This window comes from Arcobacter vandammei (assembly GCF_016106035.1).
GTDB lineage: Bacteria > Campylobacterota > Campylobacteria > Campylobacterales > Arcobacteraceae > Aliarcobacter > Aliarcobacter vandammei.
This window is the reverse complement of record NZ_JADKPZ010000017.1, coordinates 22,309-41,001: the sequence shown is the minus strand read 5'-3', so window position 1 is coordinate 41,001 and position 18,693 is coordinate 22,309. Positions and strand designations below refer to the sequence as shown.

Here is an 18,693-nt window from a genome sequence, read left to right as displayed (position 1 = left end):
TCACTAGCAATCATCTCAAGGTGAGTTGTTTGTCTTACAAGCTCTGCTTCAACAATATCAAATACCTCAATATCAGCTGTTTTCAAATTATCTTTTGTTATGTAGTTCATCTTTTTTCCTTTTTATTTTTTGGGTTTTAAATTTTTTAATATTAACAAAAATTAAATTTCTAAGCAATCCAAAAATTGCTAAATTTTAATTTTCTAAAATTTCTTCTTCATTTTCATTTGAAGCTTTTTTCTCTTTATAAATCGCTTTTGAAATAATCTCCAAATAAAAGCTTTCATAGTTTTCATTTTGTGCAAAATCTACACTTTTAATAATCTCTGCAAAATTTATCTCTTTTGATTCTTCTTGTGTTTTTCCAAATCTACAATTAAAAAACCAAGTATTAAAACCTTCAGGAAGTTTTTTACTTTTCTCTCTTTTTATATATTTTCTAATCTCATTCTTTATGCTATCAACTTGCCTATCTCTTGTTTTATTGCCTATGTTTATTAAAAACTGTTTTTTCATTTTATTATCCTTTTAAAAAAAGATTATAGCAAAGATAAATAAAAAATTATTTGATTTAAAAAAATCAAGAGTTTTTTTGTTATAATCTTGAAATCTTACACAAAGAAGTAGCATGGAACACTTTTTATTAACCCTTTTTTTGGCTATCTTTTTAGCTACAGTTATAAATATTATTCTTAAGAGATTTGGAGTTTCTCAAATTATAGGATATATATTAACAGGAATTATAATCTCTTATGGCTTTCATTTTAAGGGAGTAAATATGAGTTCTCTTGATGCAATATCAGAGTTTGGAATTGTTTTTTTGATGTTTACTATTGGACTTGAAATCAGTATAGATAAAATTAAAAAAATGAAAGAGATTTTGCTTTTAAATGGTTTTTTACAAGTAGTAATAAGTGCAATTTTAATCTTTGTTGTAGCTCATTTAGTTTTTGCTTTGACAATTGAAATATCTTTGATAGTTTCACTAGCATTTTCTCTATCTTCGACAGCTATTGTTTTACCATATTTAAAACAATCAAGAGATATTTATACACCTTATGGAGAAAAAAGTACAGCAATTTTAATATTTCAAGATTTAGCAGTAATTCCAATTTTACTTTTAATCTCATTTATGACAAATGATACTTTATCTATAACAGAAGTATTAATTAAAACTACTGTGAGTGCAGCTATAATTCTATTTTTTATGTTTATTTTTGGTAAAAGAATTATTACTTGGTTACTTCGATTTTCTGCAAATACAAGACTAGAAGAGCTTTTTATAGGAGCAGTTTTATCTATTGTTGTTGGTGCTTCACTTTTGGCTGAATATTTAGGTTTTACTTACTCTTTGGGTGCTTTTTTGGCTGGAATGATTATTGCTGATACAAAATTTAAAATAAAAGTTGAGTCAGATATTTTAAACTTCAAAGATTTACTTTTAGGAACTTTCTTTTTTACTGTGGGTGCAAAAATTGATATTGTATATTTTTTACAAAACATCCATATAGTTGTAGGGCTATTTTTACTTGTAATGCTTTTAAAAGCATTAGCTGTATATGTAATAATAAGACGAAAATCAGATAAAAATACTTCTATAAAAACAGCTATTGCTCTTTGTCAAGTAGGGGAGTTTTCATTTGCTATTTTTACTTTAGCTTCAAATCAAGGTGTAATACCACACGAAACAGCTAACTTTTTGGTATTAATATCTGTAATGTCTATGATTTTAACTCCATTTTTCTTGAATAATATTTACAAAATTTCTGGTGCTTTGGCAAAAGATTTATATGAAAGTGATAATATTGAACCTATTAGAGAGAGCCAACATATTATAGTTTGTGGTTTTTCTATATTAGGAAGAGTTGTTGCAAAAGATTTAGAAGATAGAAAATTACCTTTTGTTATTGTTTCAAATGACTTAAGACAAGTTCAATTAGCAACAAAGCTTGGATATAGAGCATTTTTTGGAGATTTAGAGAAACACTCTGTTTTGGAAGCTTTAAGAGTTGAACGGTCATCAAGTATTATTATGACAATAAATGAAACTTATAATAAAATTTTAATTTGTGATGCAATACTTAAATATTGCCCAGAAGCAAATATTATTTTGAAATATGAATCCTTAGATGAAAAACATCTTTTAAGTGATTTAAGGATTAAAAAGTTTGTTCATGCTCATGCTGAAATTGGAAAGTTACTTGTAGAAGAAGCAACAAATTGTTGTGATTTAAAATTATATAAATATGATTAAATAGGCTTTTTATATAAAGCCTATTTTTTAAATCTCTATTCCAAAATAGTGTTTTACTAAATATCCAATCAAAAAAGAGATAATTGCAACCCCAAAAGTAATAGCTGACATTTGTAAAACTCTTTTTGTAAAGCTTAAATCTTTTGCAACACTTATATAAAAATTGTAAGAGACAATTGCCAAAAATGCACAAATAAACATCATTATAATTGACTTTAAAATTGAATCAAAAATAAAAAATGGTGCTACTAAAATAGCAGTTGTAAGGATATATGAAACTCCTGTATAAAGTGAATAAGTCAAAGGTTTTATAAGTTCACTTGGATTTTCTTTTGCTTCAAGATAAGCTGAACCAGCCATTGATAGTGAAGCTGCAATTCCCATAATAAGCCCTGTAAGTCCTACAACTAGGCTTTTGTCAAAGGCAAAGGCAATACCACTTAAAGTTCCTGTAAGTTCAACTAAAGCATCATTCATTCCTAAAACTATAGCCCCTGCATAAACTAACTTTTTATCGTGCAACATATCAATTAAGGCAAATTCATGTTCTGTTTCTTGCTTATATATAGTTTTTGCTTCTGGATATATATGAAAAAGTTCTTTATAAAACTCTTCAGCACCAGCTTCTCTTCTTTCCAAAGTTTTTAGTGCAAAAGAAGTTCCAAATATCTTTACAAGAAAAATATAAAATAAAACCACAATTTTTTGAGCTTTTAACTCTTTTTTTGTAATCTTTACCCAAAAATCATAATGGCTTTTCTCTTCATTTGCAATTATGTTAAATATTTTTTTGTTGTTTTCATCCTTTTGATGAAGGCTCAAGGCTTTATAAATAGTGTAATCGTTTATCTCGTTTTGTTGTTGTCTTAAAGCTTTTTTTAAATTTGTTTTATTTGATAATATATTCATAATATTTCCTTTTTTTAGTTTTGTATTCTACTAAAAAAGTATTTATAACTTTGGATATTTTGTTTTAATAGTATATGTAGTTTTATCAGAAACCTTTTAAGATTTCTGATTTTTTAAAGAGTAAAGTTCTAACCATCTCATAATAATGGCACTTAAGTAAGGTATAGTTTGAATAAAGATTGTTGCAGCAAATACATAAATCTCTATAATACCTGTATGATTTGTGAAGATTAGAGCAAAGAATGCAACTAAAAGTAAAAACCCTAAAATCATCTCATATTTTATAGGGCTTGAACCTTTTTTTGCTTTTCCACCTTTTTCTGTTCGTTTAAATGGTAATCCATCTTTTATAAATCCGTCAAATACGGCTTTAAAAATGATTAGTTGCAGACTCATAGATGCAATTGAGCTTAAGAAAATATCTTTAAAAGTAGCTTTTACTTTTGTTCTATATAAAATAAATGTGTGTAAAATATTTACTATAAATGCTGTGATAATCGGGATTGTAAGTGGAATTGTAGGAATAGTAACTCCAACAAAGATTATTACAGGAACCCAAATAATATTCATAACAGCCATAATTGGACCCATAGCATCACTTAACCAGAAAAACCACCCTGTAACAAACTTATTTTTTTGTCTAGGACTAAGTTTTGTTGAACTTGGTTTAAACTCTCTCCAATGTTTTTTAAGAATTTGAATAGCACCATAAGCCCATCTATGTCTTTGAGTTTTAAAGGCTTCAACAGTATCAGGAAGTAGCCCGTAACCATATCTTCTATTTGTATAGTGAGCTATATAACCAGCTTCAAAAAGTCTAAGTCCTAGTTCACTATCTTCAACTATTGTATCAGTTCCCCAACCACCAACTTCCATCATAGCACTAAGTCTAACCATCACCATTGTTCCGTGAACAACTATGGCATTTTCTTCATTTCTATCAACCATTCCAATATCAAAGAAACCAGCATATTCTGCATTCATTGCAGCTTTTATGATACTTTCATCTCCATCTCTATGATCTTGTGGAGCTTGAACGATAGCCACTTTTGGATCATCAAAAAGTGGAACTAAATCAACAAGCCAAGGAGATTCTACTTTATAATCTGCATCAATAACGGCAATAATTTCTGCATTTTTATCTGTATAATCAAGTGCCATATTTAAAGCACCTGCTTTAAATCCAGTACATTTTATATCAAGATATTTAAACTTATCTCCTAATTTTTCACAAAGCTCTTTTATTGGAGTTTTATAAAAATCTTCTGGAGTATTATTTATGATAACTAAAACTTCAAAATTTGGATAAGTAAGTTTTGAAAGGCTCTCTAAAGTTTCAGCTAAAACATGAGGTTGCTCTTTATATGCAGGAACATGAATTGAAACAAGTGGTGCATTTTGTGATTTTAAATCAAGTGGAACAAGTCTTGTTGGAGTAACTCCAATAGTTGAACGAAATAACTCATTTGCTTTTGCTAAAGTTATAATTACAAGAGGAATCATTAGAAAACTTCCCATTCCCCACATAACCCACATACCGAAGTTCATATAGTTGATAAATGGATAAATTGCAGCCATTACTATACCAAATGCCATTCCTTGTGCAGCAATTGCATAAGCAAAAGCATGGCTAATATTTATTTTTTGGTTTCTAAGCCCGAAAATTGTAAGTAATGCACCAATTATAATAGCAGCAATCATCTGATATAACCAATATTGGTTTAGCTCAACTTTTCCAATCAATTGGAATTTTAAAGTTCTATTTGTATCAAATATTCCCCAATATTGTCCTACATTTCCCTCATCATAACCTTTCCAAGGTTGATCAAAGGCTTCGATTATATTGTAGTGCCAATTTTTTTCATGAGCTAAATTTATAAAACTTCTAATTGCTTGAGCTTGATTTTTTATATTTGGTACAGCTTTATTGTTGTTGTATCCGTGGCTAGGCCATCCTGTTTCACCAATTACTATCTTTCTATTTGGATGAGTTTTTTCAACTATTGAGTATTTTTCTAATAAAAAATCATTATATCTATCAATTGGAATTTTTTCCCAATAAGGTAAGATGTGAATAGTTAAAAAATCAACATGTTTTGCTAAGTCTGGAACTCTTTCCCAAACATCCCAAGTTTCAGCAACTGTAATTGGTTTTTTTGTAAAGCTTCTCATAAAATCAACATAAGCAAAAAGTTCTTCTTCTTTTATATCAGCTCTTAAAAGAACCTCATTTCCTACGATTACATTTTCAACTCTAGTAGGATACTTTTCCAAAATTTGTAAAGCTCTTTTTATTTCTAAGTAGTTTTCTTGATGATCACCACTAATCCAAAGACCTAAATCTATAGGCATTGTACTATCTTTTGAAGCTTCCAATATTTCAAAAGCCTCTTTTGTAGCATAAGTTCTAATTTTTGTTGTAAAGTTTTGTAGTAAATCTACATCATTTGAAATTTGTTGTTTCGACAAAAGTTTTTTTTCATACCCTTCATATGGAGAGTAAGAAAGAGACTCTATTTTGTCCATAGAGCTGTCTTTTATTGTTACAAGATTGTCTTGTGTAATCCAAAAAAAGACTTGAAAAAGTCCAGCCATAATAAGACCTAAGATAATATATCTCAACTCGTTTTCCTTTTTTAAAAATAATGGCGAATATTAACATTTTTTTGTTACAATGAAACTTATTAAATATCGATATAAGGATTATTGTTTTGATTTTTTTTGCTTTTTTACTTTCTCTTGTAGCTACTCTTGGTAGCTTATTCTTTTCAGAAATAATGAATTTTGTCCCTTGTTCTTTGTGTTGGTATCAAAGAATCTTTATGTATCCACTTGTTTTTATATTTTTATTAAACCTTTTATATCCTGACAAAAATGTATTTAAATATAGTTTTCCATTGGCTTGTGTTGGGCTTTTAATCTCAATTTATCATAATCTTTTGATATTAAAAATAATTCCAGAAACTCTATCTCCTTGTGTTAATGGTGTTCCTTGTAGTGTTGATTATTTAAATTATTTTGGATTTATTACTATACCTTTGATGTCTTTTGTAGCATTCTTGAGTATTTTTATAGCCTTGATTATCTATAAAAAGGGAAGTTCTCTTTAATCTTCTGTTATTCTTTTTTGGTTAAAGTACAAAAAAATTATAAAAAGGAAAGAGATGCAAAATAAAAAGATTGTTTTTGGCTCATTGGTTATTGTTATTATTTTATTTGTTTTAGCTATATTTTTTTATAAAAATAATACAACAAATAATATTTCTTCAATAGAAAATAAAGATGAGATGCTTTTAAGAGATTACTCCTTTAAAATGGGAGATAATAAAAAAGGCATTTATGTTGTTGAATTTTTAGACCCAGAGTGTGAATCATGTGCTATATTTAGCCAAGTTGTTAAAAAACTTTACAAAGAGTATAGTGATGATATTCAAATTGTTATAAAATATTTGGATAATCATAAAAATTCAAGACTTACTATTCAAATGCTTGAAGCCGCAAGAGTTCAAGGAAAATATGAAGAAGTTTTAAATATGATGTTTGAAAAACACGCTTTATGGGCATCTCATTACTCAAATGTTGATAAGCCAGAACTTTTATGGACATTTTTAAGTGAAATTCCATCTTTAGATTTGGAAAAGCTAAAACAAGATATGAATAATCCAAAAATTGTTGAAATTATTGCACAAGATAGAAAAGATGCTAATTCTTTGGGAGTTACAGGTACTCCAACACTTTTTGTAAATGGTGTTTTACTTGAAAAACTATCTCAAAAAGCATTATTTGATTTAGTAGAAAAAGAGATTTATAAATAATGGATTATTTAGCTACTATTATTTTGACAATTATTCTAGTTGTTGTTTTTTTATATATAAATAATAAAAATATATTAAAAAAATCACAGACTAAATTAGATATAATAAACAGATATAAATCGGCTCTTTTGCAAGTTTTAAAAGAGTCAAAAGATAATAAAGATTTACAAAGAAATAATAAAATAGAGTTTCTAAAAAAAGTTAATGATGAATTATCAAGAAATATATTTTTTGAGCAATATGAAATTAAATTTGTTTTAGAAGAGTTATCAAAAATGGAGTATGAATGAAGAAAATAGTTTTTAGCACTTTGGCTTTTGTGGGGCTGTTTTTTACAGCTTGTGATTCTAAAACACCAATAACTTCAAGTGCAGTTTCAAAAACAAAAGTAAATGAAGAAGTAGAAAAATTTGAATCACAAACTTATAGCTTAATTACAACAGATGAAAAAATCATAGGTTTTACAAGCACAGAAGAGGGCTTGGATTTTGATGAGTTTAAAGATAAAAAAGCTGTTATTATAGATATTTTTGCTACTTGGTGTCCACCTTGTATTGAATCTTTACCAATGTTAAAAGAGACTAAAGAGAAAAATAAAGATGATTTAGAGATAGTTTCAGTTCTTTTTCAAGACCCAAAAACTCTTGAAGAGATAAAAGATTTTATAAAAGAGCATCAAATAAATTATCCTATTACAATGGGAAGTGATAATCAAAGATTAGCAGATGAGTTAAATGTAAAAAAAGTTCCTGAAATGTTTTTATTTTCTAAAAGTGGGAAATTTGTACATAGATTTGTTGGAAAAGTACCACAAGAAGAGCTTGAAAAATACCTAAAAATAGCAATTGAGAATTAAGTTTCTCAAAATTGCTAAGTTAAAGTAAACTTACTAATTCTTCTAAATTATTTATAAAAAAATCAGCTTTTTTAAAATCTTGATTTTTTGTAAACTCATTTTTTACAACTATACAATCAATATTTGCTTTTTTTGCACTTTCCAAACCTCTTTGAGAATCTTCAACAACTATAGTTTCGAAATCTTTTGCAGCAAATATTTCTAATCCTTTTAAATATGGTTCAGGATGTGGTTTTGCTCTTTTGTAATCTTCTACACAAAGAACAAAATCCATAAAATCAACAATCCCACGATTATTATGTATTAGCTCAAAATCAACTCTTCTTGATGTTGTAACTATTGCCATTTTATATTTTTTTGAAAGTTCTTTTAAAATTTTTTGTACATTTGTAATTGTTATATCTTTTGTTTGTAAAAACTCCTGATAAAAGCTATCTCTTAAACTTCTATGTTTCTCTATAATATTTTTATCAATATTATGAAGAAGTGCAAGTTCAAAAGCACTTCCACCTTTTACCATAATATTTTGATAAAAATCCATAGTAAGATTTAATCCTAAAAGTTTAAGAGCTTTTTTATTTGCTTCGAAATACCATTTTTCAGTTTCTACTAGAACTCCATCATTATCAAAAAGAATAAATTTTTTCAATCTTTTTATTTACTCCATTTTGACTTGGGAGCTTCATAGTTTTTTATTTTTTCAATAATCTCATCCACATTATCACTAACAATTAACATATCTACAAATCGTTGGGCTATAAATCCATTTTCAACACAAGAGTGTAAAAACTCTATTAGTTTATTGTAATATCCATCTACATTGAAGAAAACGGAAGGTTTTTGATGATAACCAATTTGTGCAGAGTTTATTACATCAAAAATCTCATCAAAAGTTCCATAACCACCTGGAAGTGCTATAAAAGCATCACTTAATTCTTCCATTTTTGCTTTTCTTTGATTTATAGTTTCTACTTTATAAATAGTTGTAATATCCATATTCTCAATCTCTTTTGAAGCTAAGTCATAAGTAATAACACCAATAACTTTGTTATTGGCTTTTAGCGATTCATTTGAGACAATTCCCATAAGTCCTTGCTTACTTCCACCATAAACAATATTTATACTGTTAAGTGCTAGTTTTTTTGCTAATTCTATAGTTTTCTCTTCATAAATATTTTTATTTCCAAAAGCAGAACCACAATAAATTGCTACATTCATAATTTCTTATCCTTTTTAAATGGTTTTAAAATAATCAATAATTTTGGAAGTAAAATCAGATTTGCTATTAAAACACTTATCATTACAACAGCTGTTAAAAGTCCAAAATATATAGTTGGAACTAAATTTGATAACATTAAAATTGAAAAACCAATTACAACTATAATAGTTGTGTGGTACATTGGATGTCCTACAGTGTTTAAAGCTTTATTTATTGAAATTGCATAATCTCCGTGACTTTGTTTATATTCAAAATCAAATCTATGCATAAAGTGAATTGTATCATCAACTGCAATTCCTAAGGCAATTGCAGCAATTGTGATAGTCATAATATCAAGTGGAATACTAAGCCATCCCATAATTCCAAAAACCAATGAAATAGGAATTAAATTTACACTTAAAGCTATAAAAACCATTTTTATATTTCTAAATAAAATCATAAACATAATTCCTAAAACAAGCAAAGAAGCTCCAGCTGTTGCTATTTGTGAATCAAATAAAGATTGAAGCATATTATTATATAAAATCATAAGATTTGTAAGTCTAAAAGTTGTATCTTTATTTACTATAATCTCGTTTATATCGTGGTTTATCTTTTTTATTAGCTCATTTCTTCGTAAATTATCATTTGAGTCTATAATTCTCATATTTATTCTAGCCTCAGAAGCTTCAATATTTACAAAAGGACTTAAAATAAGCTTTTTATAATCAGTTGGTAACTGATTATAAATTAAAGCCAAGGTTATTCCATCTAAATCTTGATTATTGTTTAGAATTTTTCCAATTTTAAGTAAAGTTGCCAAAGATTGAACTTTCCCGATTTCAGGAATACTCTCTAAATAGTCGTGAATTTTTGTAATAAGCTCCATTTTATCTTGAGAGAACCAATATTGTTTATCATCTTTTTTTAGAACAAACTCATCTTCAAAATCATCAAAATCAGATTTTGTATTTTCTTGCTCTTTTGTTTCATCTTTGAATTTGATTATTACATCAAGTGGAGTTGTACCACCTAAACTCTCATCAATTACTTTCATCCCTTTATAAATCTCTGTACTAGATTTAAAATAGTTTATAAAAGAGTTCTCAACAAAGATTTTAGAACTTCCTACAACAGAAAAAATTGTAGTCAAAATAGCTACAAAAATAATTTTTCCACCGTGATTTAAAACTACATTTGGTAATTTTGGAATAAAAGATACTAACTTCTCTTTTTTCTCTACTTCAGTTTTTTTACCAATTAGTATTAGAAAAATAGGAAAATAGATAAAAGCCAAAACCAAAGATACTAAAATTCCAACACTCATCATAAGCCCTAAATTAATAACAGGCTCAATATTTGATAAAACCAAAGATGAAAACCCTACAACAGTAGTAATAATTGCAAAAAAAGATGGTATTAGTTTTGATAAAACTGTATTAATAGTAAGTTTATATTGACTAGCTTTTGGATATTTAAAATATAACTCTTTATATCTTTCAATTAAATGCACAACAACAGACATAGTAATAATTAGTTGAAGAGCCACAAAGTTTGAAGATATAACTGTAACTTCCCAGTTAAATATTCCTAAAATTCCAGCTGTACTTAAAATAGAGATAAAACAGATAAATAAAACTATAAAAACCCATCTAAGACTTTTAAAAATATAGTATAAAATAAAAATAAAGATAAAAACAAGGCTAAAACCATAGATAATTAGGTCGTTTTTTACAAAATGAACTGCATCATTTGCAATCATACTAACCCCACCTAAAAATATTCTAGCATCATTTTCATAGTTTTTGATAATCTCTCTAATCTCTTCTATATCTTTTGTCTCTTTTTGTCTTGAAAGCTCTCTGTACTCTTTAAATTTTATACTATTTTCTTCAAGCTCTTCTTTCTCTTTTGCATTTAAACTCTCTTTTGCTAGAAGTTTCTCTCTTTTTTCTATAAAGTTAAAGTACTCTTTATCATCTTTTAGGTGTAGAATTATTGCAGTTGTTTTAAAATCACTACTTACAAGAGCATTTTTATATAGTGGAGAGTTTAAAAACTCTTTTTCAACTAAAGTTTTATCAAACTCTTTTGAGCTTAAGCTATCAACTCCCGCAACCAAATCAGAAATAGGGCGAATAGGAGATTGCAAAAGTGGAACAGTCAAAATAGAATCAACTTTTGCAATATTCTCTACTTTTAAAAAGTCATCGGATATATTTTTGATTATTTGTAGAGTTTCATCATCAAGAAGAGATTTTTTTGGAGAGAAAGTAACTATTAAAAAATTTGAATTTTCATACTTTTTAAAACTTTCTCTAAAAAATCTTAAATCTTCATCATCTTCCAAAAGAAGTGTTTCAGCACTTGCATCTATTTGCATATTTTTTGAGTTATATGACAAATAGCCTACAAAAAGTGTAGCAATGACCAAAAATAAGAAGGGATACTTAAAGATTAAAGTATCGTAGATTTTTTTATACATAAATTACTGTTTTTGAAACTGTGCAAACATATCATCAAAAGATTTCTCTTTTAGAAGCCCTGCAAACTGTTGTCTATAAGTTTGAATTATGCTAACACCAATTAAATCTATATCATAAATATACCACTCTCCATTTTTTTCATAAAAGTTGTAATTTATACTATAGTTTCCCTCTTTCCCTACAAGTTCTGTTTTTAATTGAAGTCTTGTATTATTGTATGGGTCTAGTGATAAAATTTTTACCTTTTGGTCATTATAAAGTTCTAATTTATCACTATATGATTTTTTGATTTTCTCTTCAAAAACTGTACTAAACTCTTTTTGTTTCTCTTCATCCAAATTAGCCCATGCCTCTTTACCTAAAGCAATTTTTGCCATAAGTTCAAAATCAAAAGCATCATTTACTATATTTATAATATCTTTTTTCTTATCTTCTTTTGATATATTTTTATCTTTTAATACAAGTAAAACTTTATCAATTCTTTTTTGCATTTCATTTTGTATTTCATCTTTTTGAAGTGCATTTGCACTAGAAATTATTAGTGAAAAAATTATTAAAAATTTTAAAAAATTACCTTTAAACATACTATTCCTTTATCTCTTTATCTCTTTTTTGATTATAAGCATCTCTTAAATAAGGATATAAATCAATTGCATCTTTTTTGATTATCTCATAAAAATCAGGGTTAAAAGAGTAATCATTTGTTTTATATAAAATATCAATTCCAAGCTCTTGAAGATTATCTTGAGGGATTTTATAAGGTATTGTATTATGACCTAATTGACTTGTAGGTGCTAATGCTAAATCAGCACTAAGTCCTATAACATCTCTTAAGTTTGAAGGTCCTAAAAATGGTAAAACTATATGAAAACCATCTCCAACTCCCCAATATCCTAATGTTTGTCCAAAATCTTCTTTATAAATTTTCATTCCTAAAGTATTTGTAGCTTGATCCATAAAACCACCAAGTCCAAAAACAGTATTAGTCAAAAATCTTCCTAGCTCTTTTCCTGCATTTTCAAATTTGAATTGTAGTATATTATTTACAAATCTAATCGGAAACATAAGGTTTGTAAAAAAGTTGTTAATTCCTGTTCTTGCAACTTCAGGCACAACATAAGCATAACCTTTTGCAACAGGAGAAGCAATATTTGTATAAAAGCCATCATTAAAAGATGTCATAGCTCTATTGTAGCCACTTAAAGGGTCAAAAACTACACTATTTACAGGCTTAAATTCATCTTCTATATCTTCAGGAAAATTTCCTTCAGTAGCAAAACTTGAAAGTGTAAATAGTATTACAAAAATAAGTTTTTTCATTAAAATCCTTTAAAATAAAATAAGCATTATATATAAAATTAGTACAAATAAACTTTAATGGAGTTTTTATTATAAAATGCTTTACTAAAAAATTATTAAAATCTTGCTATAATCTATGCCTATTTTTATGAATATTATAATGGAGTTATTTTATGGGAAGAGCCTTTGAATATAGAAAAGCGGCAAAGATGAAAAGATGGGGAAATATGAGTAGAGTATTTCCAAAACTAGCAAGGGCTATTGAAGTTGCAGCAAAAAGCGGAGTTCCTGATCCTGAGATGAATTCAGCACTTAGAACTGCAATTTTAAATGCAAAAGCTGAAAATATGCCAAAAGCAAATATAGATGCAGCAATTAAAAGAGCAACAGGAAAAGATGCAGCGAACTTTTCTGAAGTAAATTTTGAAGGAAAAGGACCTCATGGTGTTTTAATTTTTGTAGAAACTGCAACAGATAACAACACAAGAACAGTTGCGAATATAAAAATGTACTTTAATAAAACTCAAGGTCAAGTTGTACCTACAGGTTCACTAGAATTTTTCTTTGATAGAAAAGCTATTTTTGAGTTTAATAAACCAGCAAATTATGAGTTAGAAGATTTAGAAATGGAATTAATAGATGCTGGACTTGAAGAGCTTGAAGAAGAAGATGGGCTTTGTCTAGCTTATGCAAATTATACAGATTTTGGGAATATGAATAGTAAATTTGAAGAGTTAGGAATTGAGCTTACAAAAGCTGAATTAAAAAGAATACCAAATAATCCTCAGGAGTTTAGTGAAGCTCAACAAGAAGATATAGGAAAATTAATAGAGAAACTTGAAGATGACGATGATGTTCAGGCTGTTTATACAAATATAGCATAAGTTGAAATTTTAAGGAGTTAAAATGCAAGATAATAAAAAAGTATCGAATGAAACTAGCGAATTAGGAAATGTGGATCAAATTAGAGAAATTTTATTTGGTTCTCAATCAAGAGAGCTAAATAAAAGATTTGAAAAACTTGAGCTTGATATTAAAAGGTCTTTTGATGATTTAAAATCTAAAATTGAGTTTAGTCAAAAAGAGTTTAATCAGAAACTTGAAAATGAAGTTGAATTAATCTCTAAAAGAATTAAAAATTTAACAACAACTCAGCAAGATGAATTAGCAGATATAAAAGATGCTAATTTAAAACAAGAGAAAAGAACTCAACACAATATTGATTTACTAAATGAAGAGATAGGTGTGAAAATAGAGCAACTAACAAAAGACCAAAATGATAGTAAGAAATCTTTAAGTGAAGAGTTAAATTTCCTTAAGTTAGAATTATTTGAGTTTATTGAAGAAAAACTAGCTCAAATGAATAGTGTTAAACTTTCAAGAGATGATGCAGCTGAAATTATGATGGAAGCAGCTTTAAGAATTAAAGGTAATAATATAGGAAGTCAATTAAATCTAATAGAAGAAACAAAAATACAAGAGTAGTTTGTAGATGAATGAATTACAAAAGTTAAAAGAACTTTTATTAAAAGATGAGATTAAAGACTTAAATGAACTAAAAAAACGGTTTGAGAAACTGGAATATGAACACAATAGTAGTGAACATATAAAAAAAAGAGTATCTCCTGTTGTAACAAGTGCTATAAAAGAGAGTATTAAATCTTCAAAAGATGATGTTGTTGATAGTTTATATCCAATTATTGGAAATATGCTTACAAAATATGTATCCAGAACTTTTGAAGACTTAATAAATTCAATCAATAAGCGAATAAAAAATAGATTTTCTTTTAAAGTAATTAGTAGAAAATTTAGAGCAAAAATAAAAGGTATTAGTGAAACAGAACTTTTAATACAAGAGAGCAATAAATCATATATTAAAACACTTTTTTTAATTGATAAAAATAGTGGAGTTGTAATGACAACTTTGGAAAATTCAAATAGTACTATAAATGAGCCTGAAATGGTTGCATCGATGCTTACAGCAATTAGAAGTTTTGTAAATGATTGGGTTTTACAAAATGATGAAAATAAAGAGTTAAATACTATTGATTATGGTGGAAGTAAGATTATAATTGAGAGTAGCTCTACTTGTTATTTGGCTGCTATTGTTGATGGTGCTATTACAAAAAATACATATAGAAAAATTGAAGAAACTTTAGCTTTAGTTGTTTCTAAATATGGTTCTAAAATAAGAGAATTTGAAGGAAATTTAGAAGATTTACCACTCGAAGGTATTAATAAGATACTTTTGCCACTTTTAGATTATGAAGAGTATATAGAAGAAGATAGTAGTATTCATCCTATAATATATTTAGTTCCACTTGCTATTTTGTCATTTTTAGCATATTTTATCTATTTGTATATAGTTGATAATAGCTTAGAGAAAAAAGCAAATGAGCTTTTATATAAAAATCCAGCTTTAACAATATATAGACTTGATGCAAATGTAAAAAATGGAGATATTTTTATAAATGGAGTTGTACCAAACACTATTTATAAAGATATGGCAGAAAATGAGATTTATAAGTTAGAAAATACAAAGAATATAAAAAATAATATTCAAGTTATTGATTATATAAATAATCCAAAAGATATTTATGATAAAATAACATATTTACGAATGGCACTAAATCAAAAAGATGGAAATAAAATAGAGTATAGTTATACTTATCCAAACTTAAAGATTCTTGGTTCAGTGATAAGTAAAGCAGAAAAAAAATATGTCGAGAATCAGTTTTCATTGGTTGAAGGTCTTGAAAATATTGAGTTTGATATAAAAATTGTTCCACCAAATATAGATGAAGTTATACATTTTGATTTAAATTCAGCGGAGATTTTGCCAAATCAAGAGTACAAACTTATAAATATTACAAATTTACTTCATAAACTTGATGATGATTTGGTTTTAGAAATATATGCTTTCAGAGATTTTACAGGAACAGATGAAAGAAATGAAATTTTAGTTTCACAAAGAGCAAAATCTATTATGAAATATCTCAAATTGAAAGGAAATGTTTCTCAAAAACTAATAGATATTGGTAAAAATGAGATTCCAAAAGAGATAGAAGAAGAGTATCCTGAACAAGGAAGACAAGTTATTTTTAAATGGAAGAAATAAAAAATGTTTAGTTATAAAATAGTTTTAGTTGGTGATTTTGGTACAGGGAAAACAAGTCTTATTAGAAGATTTGTTGATAATAGTTTTAGCGAAGATTATAAAAGTAGTATTGGAGTTGCAATTTCTAAAAAAGTTTTAAATCAAAAAATAGATGATATTGAACATACTTCAACAATGATGATTTGGGATATTGAAGGAAAAACAGAGTTTAAGCCAATATTTTCACACCATTTAAATGGTGCTAAAGCATTTATTGTTGTTGCTGATATAACTAGACAAGAGAGTATTGAATCAATAGCTGAACATATAAAAATATGTGAAAAATCATCAGCAAAATCTCCAATTTTTATAGCATTAAATAAAAGTGATTTAGAATATGAGCCTATAAATGAAGATGAGTTTAAAAATTTATCATTAAATATTGTAAAAATCTATAAAACTTCAGCAAAAGATGATATTTGTGTACAAGATATTTTTGAACTTCTAAATTCTGAAGTTATAAAAGGTAGTTTAAAATGATAAATAAAGATTTAGTTCTACCAATAGTTTGCAATAAATATAATATTTCATATATTATTTTTGATAGAGATTTTAAGGTTTTTGAATTTACAAAAAATATGACTATTTTTGTAGAAGAAGATGTTGTAATAGAAAAAGATATTGAAATAAGAGATATTTTTTGGGAGTTTATAGGATTAGAAGAGTCTTTAGAAGAAGTTTATAAAAATCTTAGAACTTATATCCATATTCCTATGATTTCAAGAAATGAGATTTTTTATGATGTTAATATTGAGCTTTGTGAAATAAACAAAGAGAAATATTATATTGCAATGTTTACAAAACAGTTAAATAGTTCAATTAATTATCTTGAAACTATGCAAAAAATAAACCAAGATAATTTAAGAAAATATCAAAATAAAGATAAATCGCAAGAGTATTATAATGCAATTAATAAAAAACTAATAAGTTTTAAGATTGATAAATTAGGAATTTTAATAGATGTAAATAGTGCGTGTACTAGTTTCTTTGGTTTAGATGAGAGTGCATTACTTGGAAAGCACTTTTCGGAATTTTTTCATTCAAGAGAAAATAGATCAAATCTAAACTCAATAAGTAGTATTTTTAGAGCAAGAAACTTTGAAAATAATGAAGTTTTTTTTCATGCTGATGTAATATCTTTAGGAAATGAAGACTCAAATAAAATTATAATTTGCCAAGATATAACTTATCTTAAAAAAATAGAATCAGAGCTTGAATATGCTGTAAATCACGATAGTTTAACAGGTTTACCAAATAGAAAATATTTACTACAAAAAATTGAAGATAATATTAGAAAATCAAAAGAGTTTAACTCAATATTTGCCTTATGTTTTATAGATTTAAATAAATTTAAGGCTGTAAACGATAATTTTGGACATCATATAGGAGATATGCTTTTAAAACATGTTGCAGAAGTTTTAAAAAATGCATTAAGAGAGCATGATACAGTTGCAAGATTGGGTGGGGATGAGTTTGTTATTTTACTTGAAAATATAGAGTCTATTGAGTACTTAGATAAAACAATTTCGAGGATAAAAGAGCTTTCAAATAAAATACCGCTACTTTATAGTTCTAATATAGTTATTAATTTCTCTTTTAGTTTAGGACTTAGTATTTATCCTTATGATGGTCTTAGTGTAGAAGAGCTACTCGATAAAGCAGATAAAAGTATGTATATATCAAAGCAAGAGAGTTTTTAGGCTCTCTTATTTTTTACTTTGAATTTTATTTATAACTTTTTGAATATCACTTATTCTTGTAGATGAGCTTGGATGTGTTGAAAAGAAATCACTTCCACCACTTTTGCCTTCACTCATATTTTTCCAAAAATTTACCGCTTCATTTATATTATAACCAGCTTTATACATTAGATGTATTCCAATTTCATCAGCTTCGCTTTCTTGCATTCTTCCATAAGGAAGCATAACACCTAAGTTTGTTCCTAAACCATAAGCTTGGTTAAAAGCATTTTGATATTGAGGAGCAGTTGCACCTAAAACAACATTTCCAACCATTCCAACACCTTGTTGTATCATTCCTTGACTCATTCTTTCAGCTCCATGACGGGCAAGTGCATGAGCTATTTCATGAGAAATTACAGTTGCAAGTTGGTCATCATTTTTTGCAAATTTTAAAATTCCAGTATAAACTACAACTTTTCCACCTGGAAGGCAAAAAGCATTTGCTTGACTATCTTCAACTAAGTTGAATTCCCATTTAAAATCACTTCTTTGGGAAACTTGTGCAATTCTTTGACCAATTGTTTTAACTCTTTTTGAATCTTGTGTGTTATTTATAACTTTTGCTTCACTTAAAGCTTCTTTATAAGATTTTTCTCCAAGAGCCATCTCTTCACTACTTGATACAAATATCATTTGAGAACGGTTTGTATATGGAGTTTTACTTGTACATCCAGTTAAGATAAAAATAGTAGCTAAAAATAAGATGCTTTGTTTAAATTTACTCATCAACTTCCTTTGTATAATAAATTTTATTATCTTATTCTACTTTTAATAAGTAAACTCTTAAATTATCTCAAAAAAATAAATGAACAAAAATATATATTATTGTACAAATCTTGTACATAGTTTAAATATACGAATTTCCTTTTTGATATTTGATATTGATTAAAAAGCTTTATTAGTTGCAATATGTAACTTTTATTTACAAAATATAAACTTGTACAAATCTTTACAGAAACTGTACAATATAATTAAAC

At 26.9% G+C, this 18,693-nt stretch carries 19 protein-coding genes; 10 read left to right on the top strand and 9 right to left on the bottom strand.

Annotated elements, in window-relative coordinates; translation table 11 throughout:
- Window positions 1–195: 195 nt before the first annotated feature.
- A complete protein-coding gene (locus IQC44_RS09650; RefSeq protein WP_198306156.1) occupies window positions 196–516 on the bottom strand; it encodes a DUF6172 family protein in 321 nt (106 codons plus the stop codon).
- A 112-nt stretch (window positions 517–628) separates the two neighbouring features.
- Between IQC44_RS09650 and IQC44_RS09645 the strand changes: the two genes are divergently transcribed.
- Window positions 629–2,254 (top strand): cation:proton antiporter domain-containing protein, encoded by a 1,626-nt coding sequence (locus IQC44_RS09645; RefSeq protein ID WP_198306155.1) that lies wholly within the window; start codon window positions 629–631, stop codon window positions 2,252–2,254.
- Between the two features lie 27 nt (window positions 2,255–2,281).
- Here IQC44_RS09645 and IQC44_RS09640 read toward each other — a convergent pair whose 3' ends face one another.
- Window positions 2,282–3,163, bottom strand: coding sequence for a VIT1/CCC1 transporter family protein (locus IQC44_RS09640; protein WP_198306154.1), 882 nt, complete (start codon window positions 3,161–3,163; stop codon window positions 2,282–2,284).
- Between the two features lie 96 nt (window positions 3,164–3,259).
- On the bottom strand, window positions 3,260–5,785 hold the full coding sequence (locus tag IQC44_RS09635) for a glycosyltransferase family 2 protein (protein ID WP_198306153.1): 2,526 nt from the start codon (window positions 5,783–5,785) through the stop codon (window positions 3,260–3,262).
- An 89-nt stretch (window positions 5,786–5,874) separates the two neighbouring features.
- On the opposite strand from IQC44_RS09635, the gene IQC44_RS09630 reads away from it, so the two are divergent.
- Genes IQC44_RS09630 through IQC44_RS09615 form a run of 4 tightly spaced genes read left to right on the top strand, consistent with a single transcriptional unit; the run spans window position 5,875 to window position 7,834 of the window.
- Window positions 5,875–6,273 carry a disulfide oxidoreductase gene (locus tag IQC44_RS09630; RefSeq protein ID WP_228286321.1) on the top strand — a complete coding sequence of 133 codons (399 nt, stop codon included), beginning with the start codon at window positions 5,875–5,877 and terminating at the stop codon, window positions 6,271–6,273.
- 54 nt (window positions 6,274–6,327) lie between these two features.
- On the top strand, window positions 6,328–6,978 hold the full coding sequence (locus IQC44_RS09625) for a DsbA family protein (protein ID WP_198306152.1): 651 nt from the start codon (window positions 6,328–6,330) through the stop codon (window positions 6,976–6,978).
- Window positions 6,978–7,268: a hypothetical protein gene (locus IQC44_RS09620; RefSeq protein WP_198306151.1), complete on the top strand. Its 291-nt coding sequence runs from the start codon at window positions 6,978–6,980 to the stop codon at window positions 7,266–7,268. Before IQC44_RS09625 ends, IQC44_RS09620 begins: the two co-directional genes overlap by 1 nt.
- Complete coding sequence (locus tag IQC44_RS09615; RefSeq protein ID WP_198306150.1) at window positions 7,265–7,834, top strand: TlpA family protein disulfide reductase; 570 nt, start codon at window positions 7,265–7,267, stop codon at window positions 7,832–7,834. Before IQC44_RS09620 ends, IQC44_RS09615 begins: the two co-directional genes overlap by 4 nt.
- Before the next feature lie 19 nt (window positions 7,835–7,853).
- Here the strand turns inward: IQC44_RS09615 and IQC44_RS09610 are convergent, their stop codons facing one another.
- The 5 genes from IQC44_RS09610 to IQC44_RS09590 form a co-directional block, all read right to left on the bottom strand.
- The gene (locus IQC44_RS09610) at window positions 7,854–8,483 is read right to left on the bottom strand and encodes an HAD family hydrolase (protein ID WP_198306149.1); all 630 of its coding nucleotides are present in this window, start codon (window positions 8,481–8,483) and stop codon (window positions 7,854–7,856) included.
- A gap of 5 nt (window positions 8,484–8,488) precedes the next feature.
- Window positions 8,489–9,052 (bottom strand): LOG family protein, encoded by a 564-nt coding sequence (locus IQC44_RS09605; protein ID WP_198306148.1) that lies wholly within the window; start codon window positions 9,050–9,052, stop codon window positions 8,489–8,491.
- Complete coding sequence (locus IQC44_RS09600; RefSeq protein WP_228286320.1) at window positions 9,049–11,415, bottom strand: efflux RND transporter permease subunit; 2,367 nt, start codon at window positions 11,413–11,415, stop codon at window positions 9,049–9,051. The genes IQC44_RS09605 and IQC44_RS09600 overlap by 4 nt, the downstream gene beginning before the upstream one ends.
- A gap of 105 nt (window positions 11,416–11,520) precedes the next feature.
- Window positions 11,521–12,102 (bottom strand): Tgt2/MlaC family protein, encoded by a 582-nt coding sequence (locus IQC44_RS09595; protein ID WP_198306146.1) that lies wholly within the window; start codon window positions 12,100–12,102, stop codon window positions 11,521–11,523.
- A gap of 1 nt (window position 12,103) precedes the next feature.
- The gene (locus IQC44_RS09590; RefSeq protein WP_198306145.1) at window positions 12,104–12,838 is read right to left on the bottom strand and encodes an MlaA family lipoprotein; all 735 of its coding nucleotides are present in this window, start codon (window positions 12,836–12,838) and stop codon (window positions 12,104–12,106) included.
- Window positions 12,839–12,990: 152 nt separating this feature from the next.
- Between IQC44_RS09590 and IQC44_RS09585 the strand changes: the two genes are divergently transcribed.
- The 5 genes from IQC44_RS09585 to IQC44_RS09565 are packed head-to-tail and all read left to right on the top strand — an operon-like array spanning window position 12,991 to window position 17,674.
- Complete coding sequence (locus IQC44_RS09585; RefSeq protein WP_198306144.1) at window positions 12,991–13,701, top strand: YebC/PmpR family DNA-binding transcriptional regulator; 711 nt, start codon at window positions 12,991–12,993, stop codon at window positions 13,699–13,701.
- 22 nt (window positions 13,702–13,723) lie between these two features.
- A complete protein-coding gene (locus tag IQC44_RS09580) occupies window positions 13,724–14,302 on the top strand; it encodes a hypothetical protein (RefSeq protein WP_198306143.1) in 579 nt (192 codons plus the stop codon).
- A 7-nt stretch (window positions 14,303–14,309) separates the two neighbouring features.
- Window positions 14,310–15,935 carry an OmpA family protein gene (locus IQC44_RS09575; RefSeq protein ID WP_198306142.1) on the top strand — a complete coding sequence of 542 codons (1,626 nt, stop codon included), beginning with the start codon at window positions 14,310–14,312 and terminating at the stop codon, window positions 15,933–15,935.
- A gap of 3 nt (window positions 15,936–15,938) precedes the next feature.
- Window positions 15,939–16,454 carry a Rab family GTPase gene (locus IQC44_RS09570; protein ID WP_198306141.1) on the top strand — a complete coding sequence of 172 codons (516 nt, stop codon included), beginning with the start codon at window positions 15,939–15,941 and terminating at the stop codon, window positions 16,452–16,454.
- Entirely contained in the window at window positions 16,451–17,674 is a 1,224-nt protein-coding gene (locus IQC44_RS09565) for a sensor domain-containing diguanylate cyclase (RefSeq protein WP_198306140.1), read from the top strand. The genes IQC44_RS09570 and IQC44_RS09565 overlap by 4 nt, the downstream gene beginning before the upstream one ends.
- A gap of 6 nt (window positions 17,675–17,680) precedes the next feature.
- On the opposite strand, the gene IQC44_RS09560 is transcribed toward IQC44_RS09565, so the two are convergent.
- On the bottom strand, window positions 17,681–18,442 hold the full coding sequence (locus tag IQC44_RS09560) for a M48 family metallopeptidase (protein WP_198306139.1): 762 nt from the start codon (window positions 18,440–18,442) through the stop codon (window positions 17,681–17,683).
- Between the last annotated feature and the right edge of the window lie 251 nt (window positions 18,443–18,693).

Coding starts and splice junctions, on each gene's coding strand:
- IQC44_RS09595 (WP_198306146.1), bottom strand. CDS start 12,102: ATGTTTAAAGGTAATTTTTTAAAATTTTTAATAATTTTTTCACTAATA.
- IQC44_RS09565 (WP_198306140.1), top strand. CDS start 16,451: ATGATAAATAAAGATTTAGTTCTACCAATAGTTTGCAATAAATATAAT.
- IQC44_RS09580 (WP_198306143.1), top strand. CDS start 13,724: ATGCAAGATAATAAAAAAGTATCGAATGAAACTAGCGAATTAGGAAAT.
- IQC44_RS09575 (WP_198306142.1), top strand. CDS start 14,310: ATGAATGAATTACAAAAGTTAAAAGAACTTTTATTAAAAGATGAGATT.
- IQC44_RS09600 (WP_228286320.1), bottom strand. CDS start 11,415: ATGCAAATAGATGCAAGTGCTGAAACACTTCTTTTGGAAGATGATGAA.
- IQC44_RS09650 (WP_198306156.1), bottom strand. CDS start 516: ATGAAAAAACAGTTTTTAATAAACATAGGCAATAAAACAAGAGATAGG.
- IQC44_RS09570 (WP_198306141.1), top strand. CDS start 15,939: ATGTTTAGTTATAAAATAGTTTTAGTTGGTGATTTTGGTACAGGGAAA.
- IQC44_RS09615 (WP_198306150.1), top strand. CDS start 7,265: ATGAAGAAAATAGTTTTTAGCACTTTGGCTTTTGTGGGGCTGTTTTTT.
- IQC44_RS09585 (WP_198306144.1), top strand. CDS start 12,991: ATGGGAAGAGCCTTTGAATATAGAAAAGCGGCAAAGATGAAAAGATGG.
- IQC44_RS09590 (WP_198306145.1), bottom strand. CDS start 12,838: ATGAAAAAACTTATTTTTGTAATACTATTTACACTTTCAAGTTTTGCT.
- IQC44_RS09640 (WP_198306154.1), bottom strand. CDS start 3,163: ATGAATATATTATCAAATAAAACAAATTTAAAAAAAGCTTTAAGACAA.
- IQC44_RS09645 (WP_198306155.1), top strand. CDS start 629: ATGGAACACTTTTTATTAACCCTTTTTTTGGCTATCTTTTTAGCTACA.
- IQC44_RS09560 (WP_198306139.1), bottom strand. CDS start 18,442: ATGAGTAAATTTAAACAAAGCATCTTATTTTTAGCTACTATTTTTATC.
- IQC44_RS09620 (WP_198306151.1), top strand. CDS start 6,978: ATGGATTATTTAGCTACTATTATTTTGACAATTATTCTAGTTGTTGTT.
- IQC44_RS09605 (WP_198306148.1), bottom strand. CDS start 9,052: ATGAATGTAGCAATTTATTGTGGTTCTGCTTTTGGAAATAAAAATATT.
- IQC44_RS09625 (WP_198306152.1), top strand. CDS start 6,328: ATGCAAAATAAAAAGATTGTTTTTGGCTCATTGGTTATTGTTATTATT.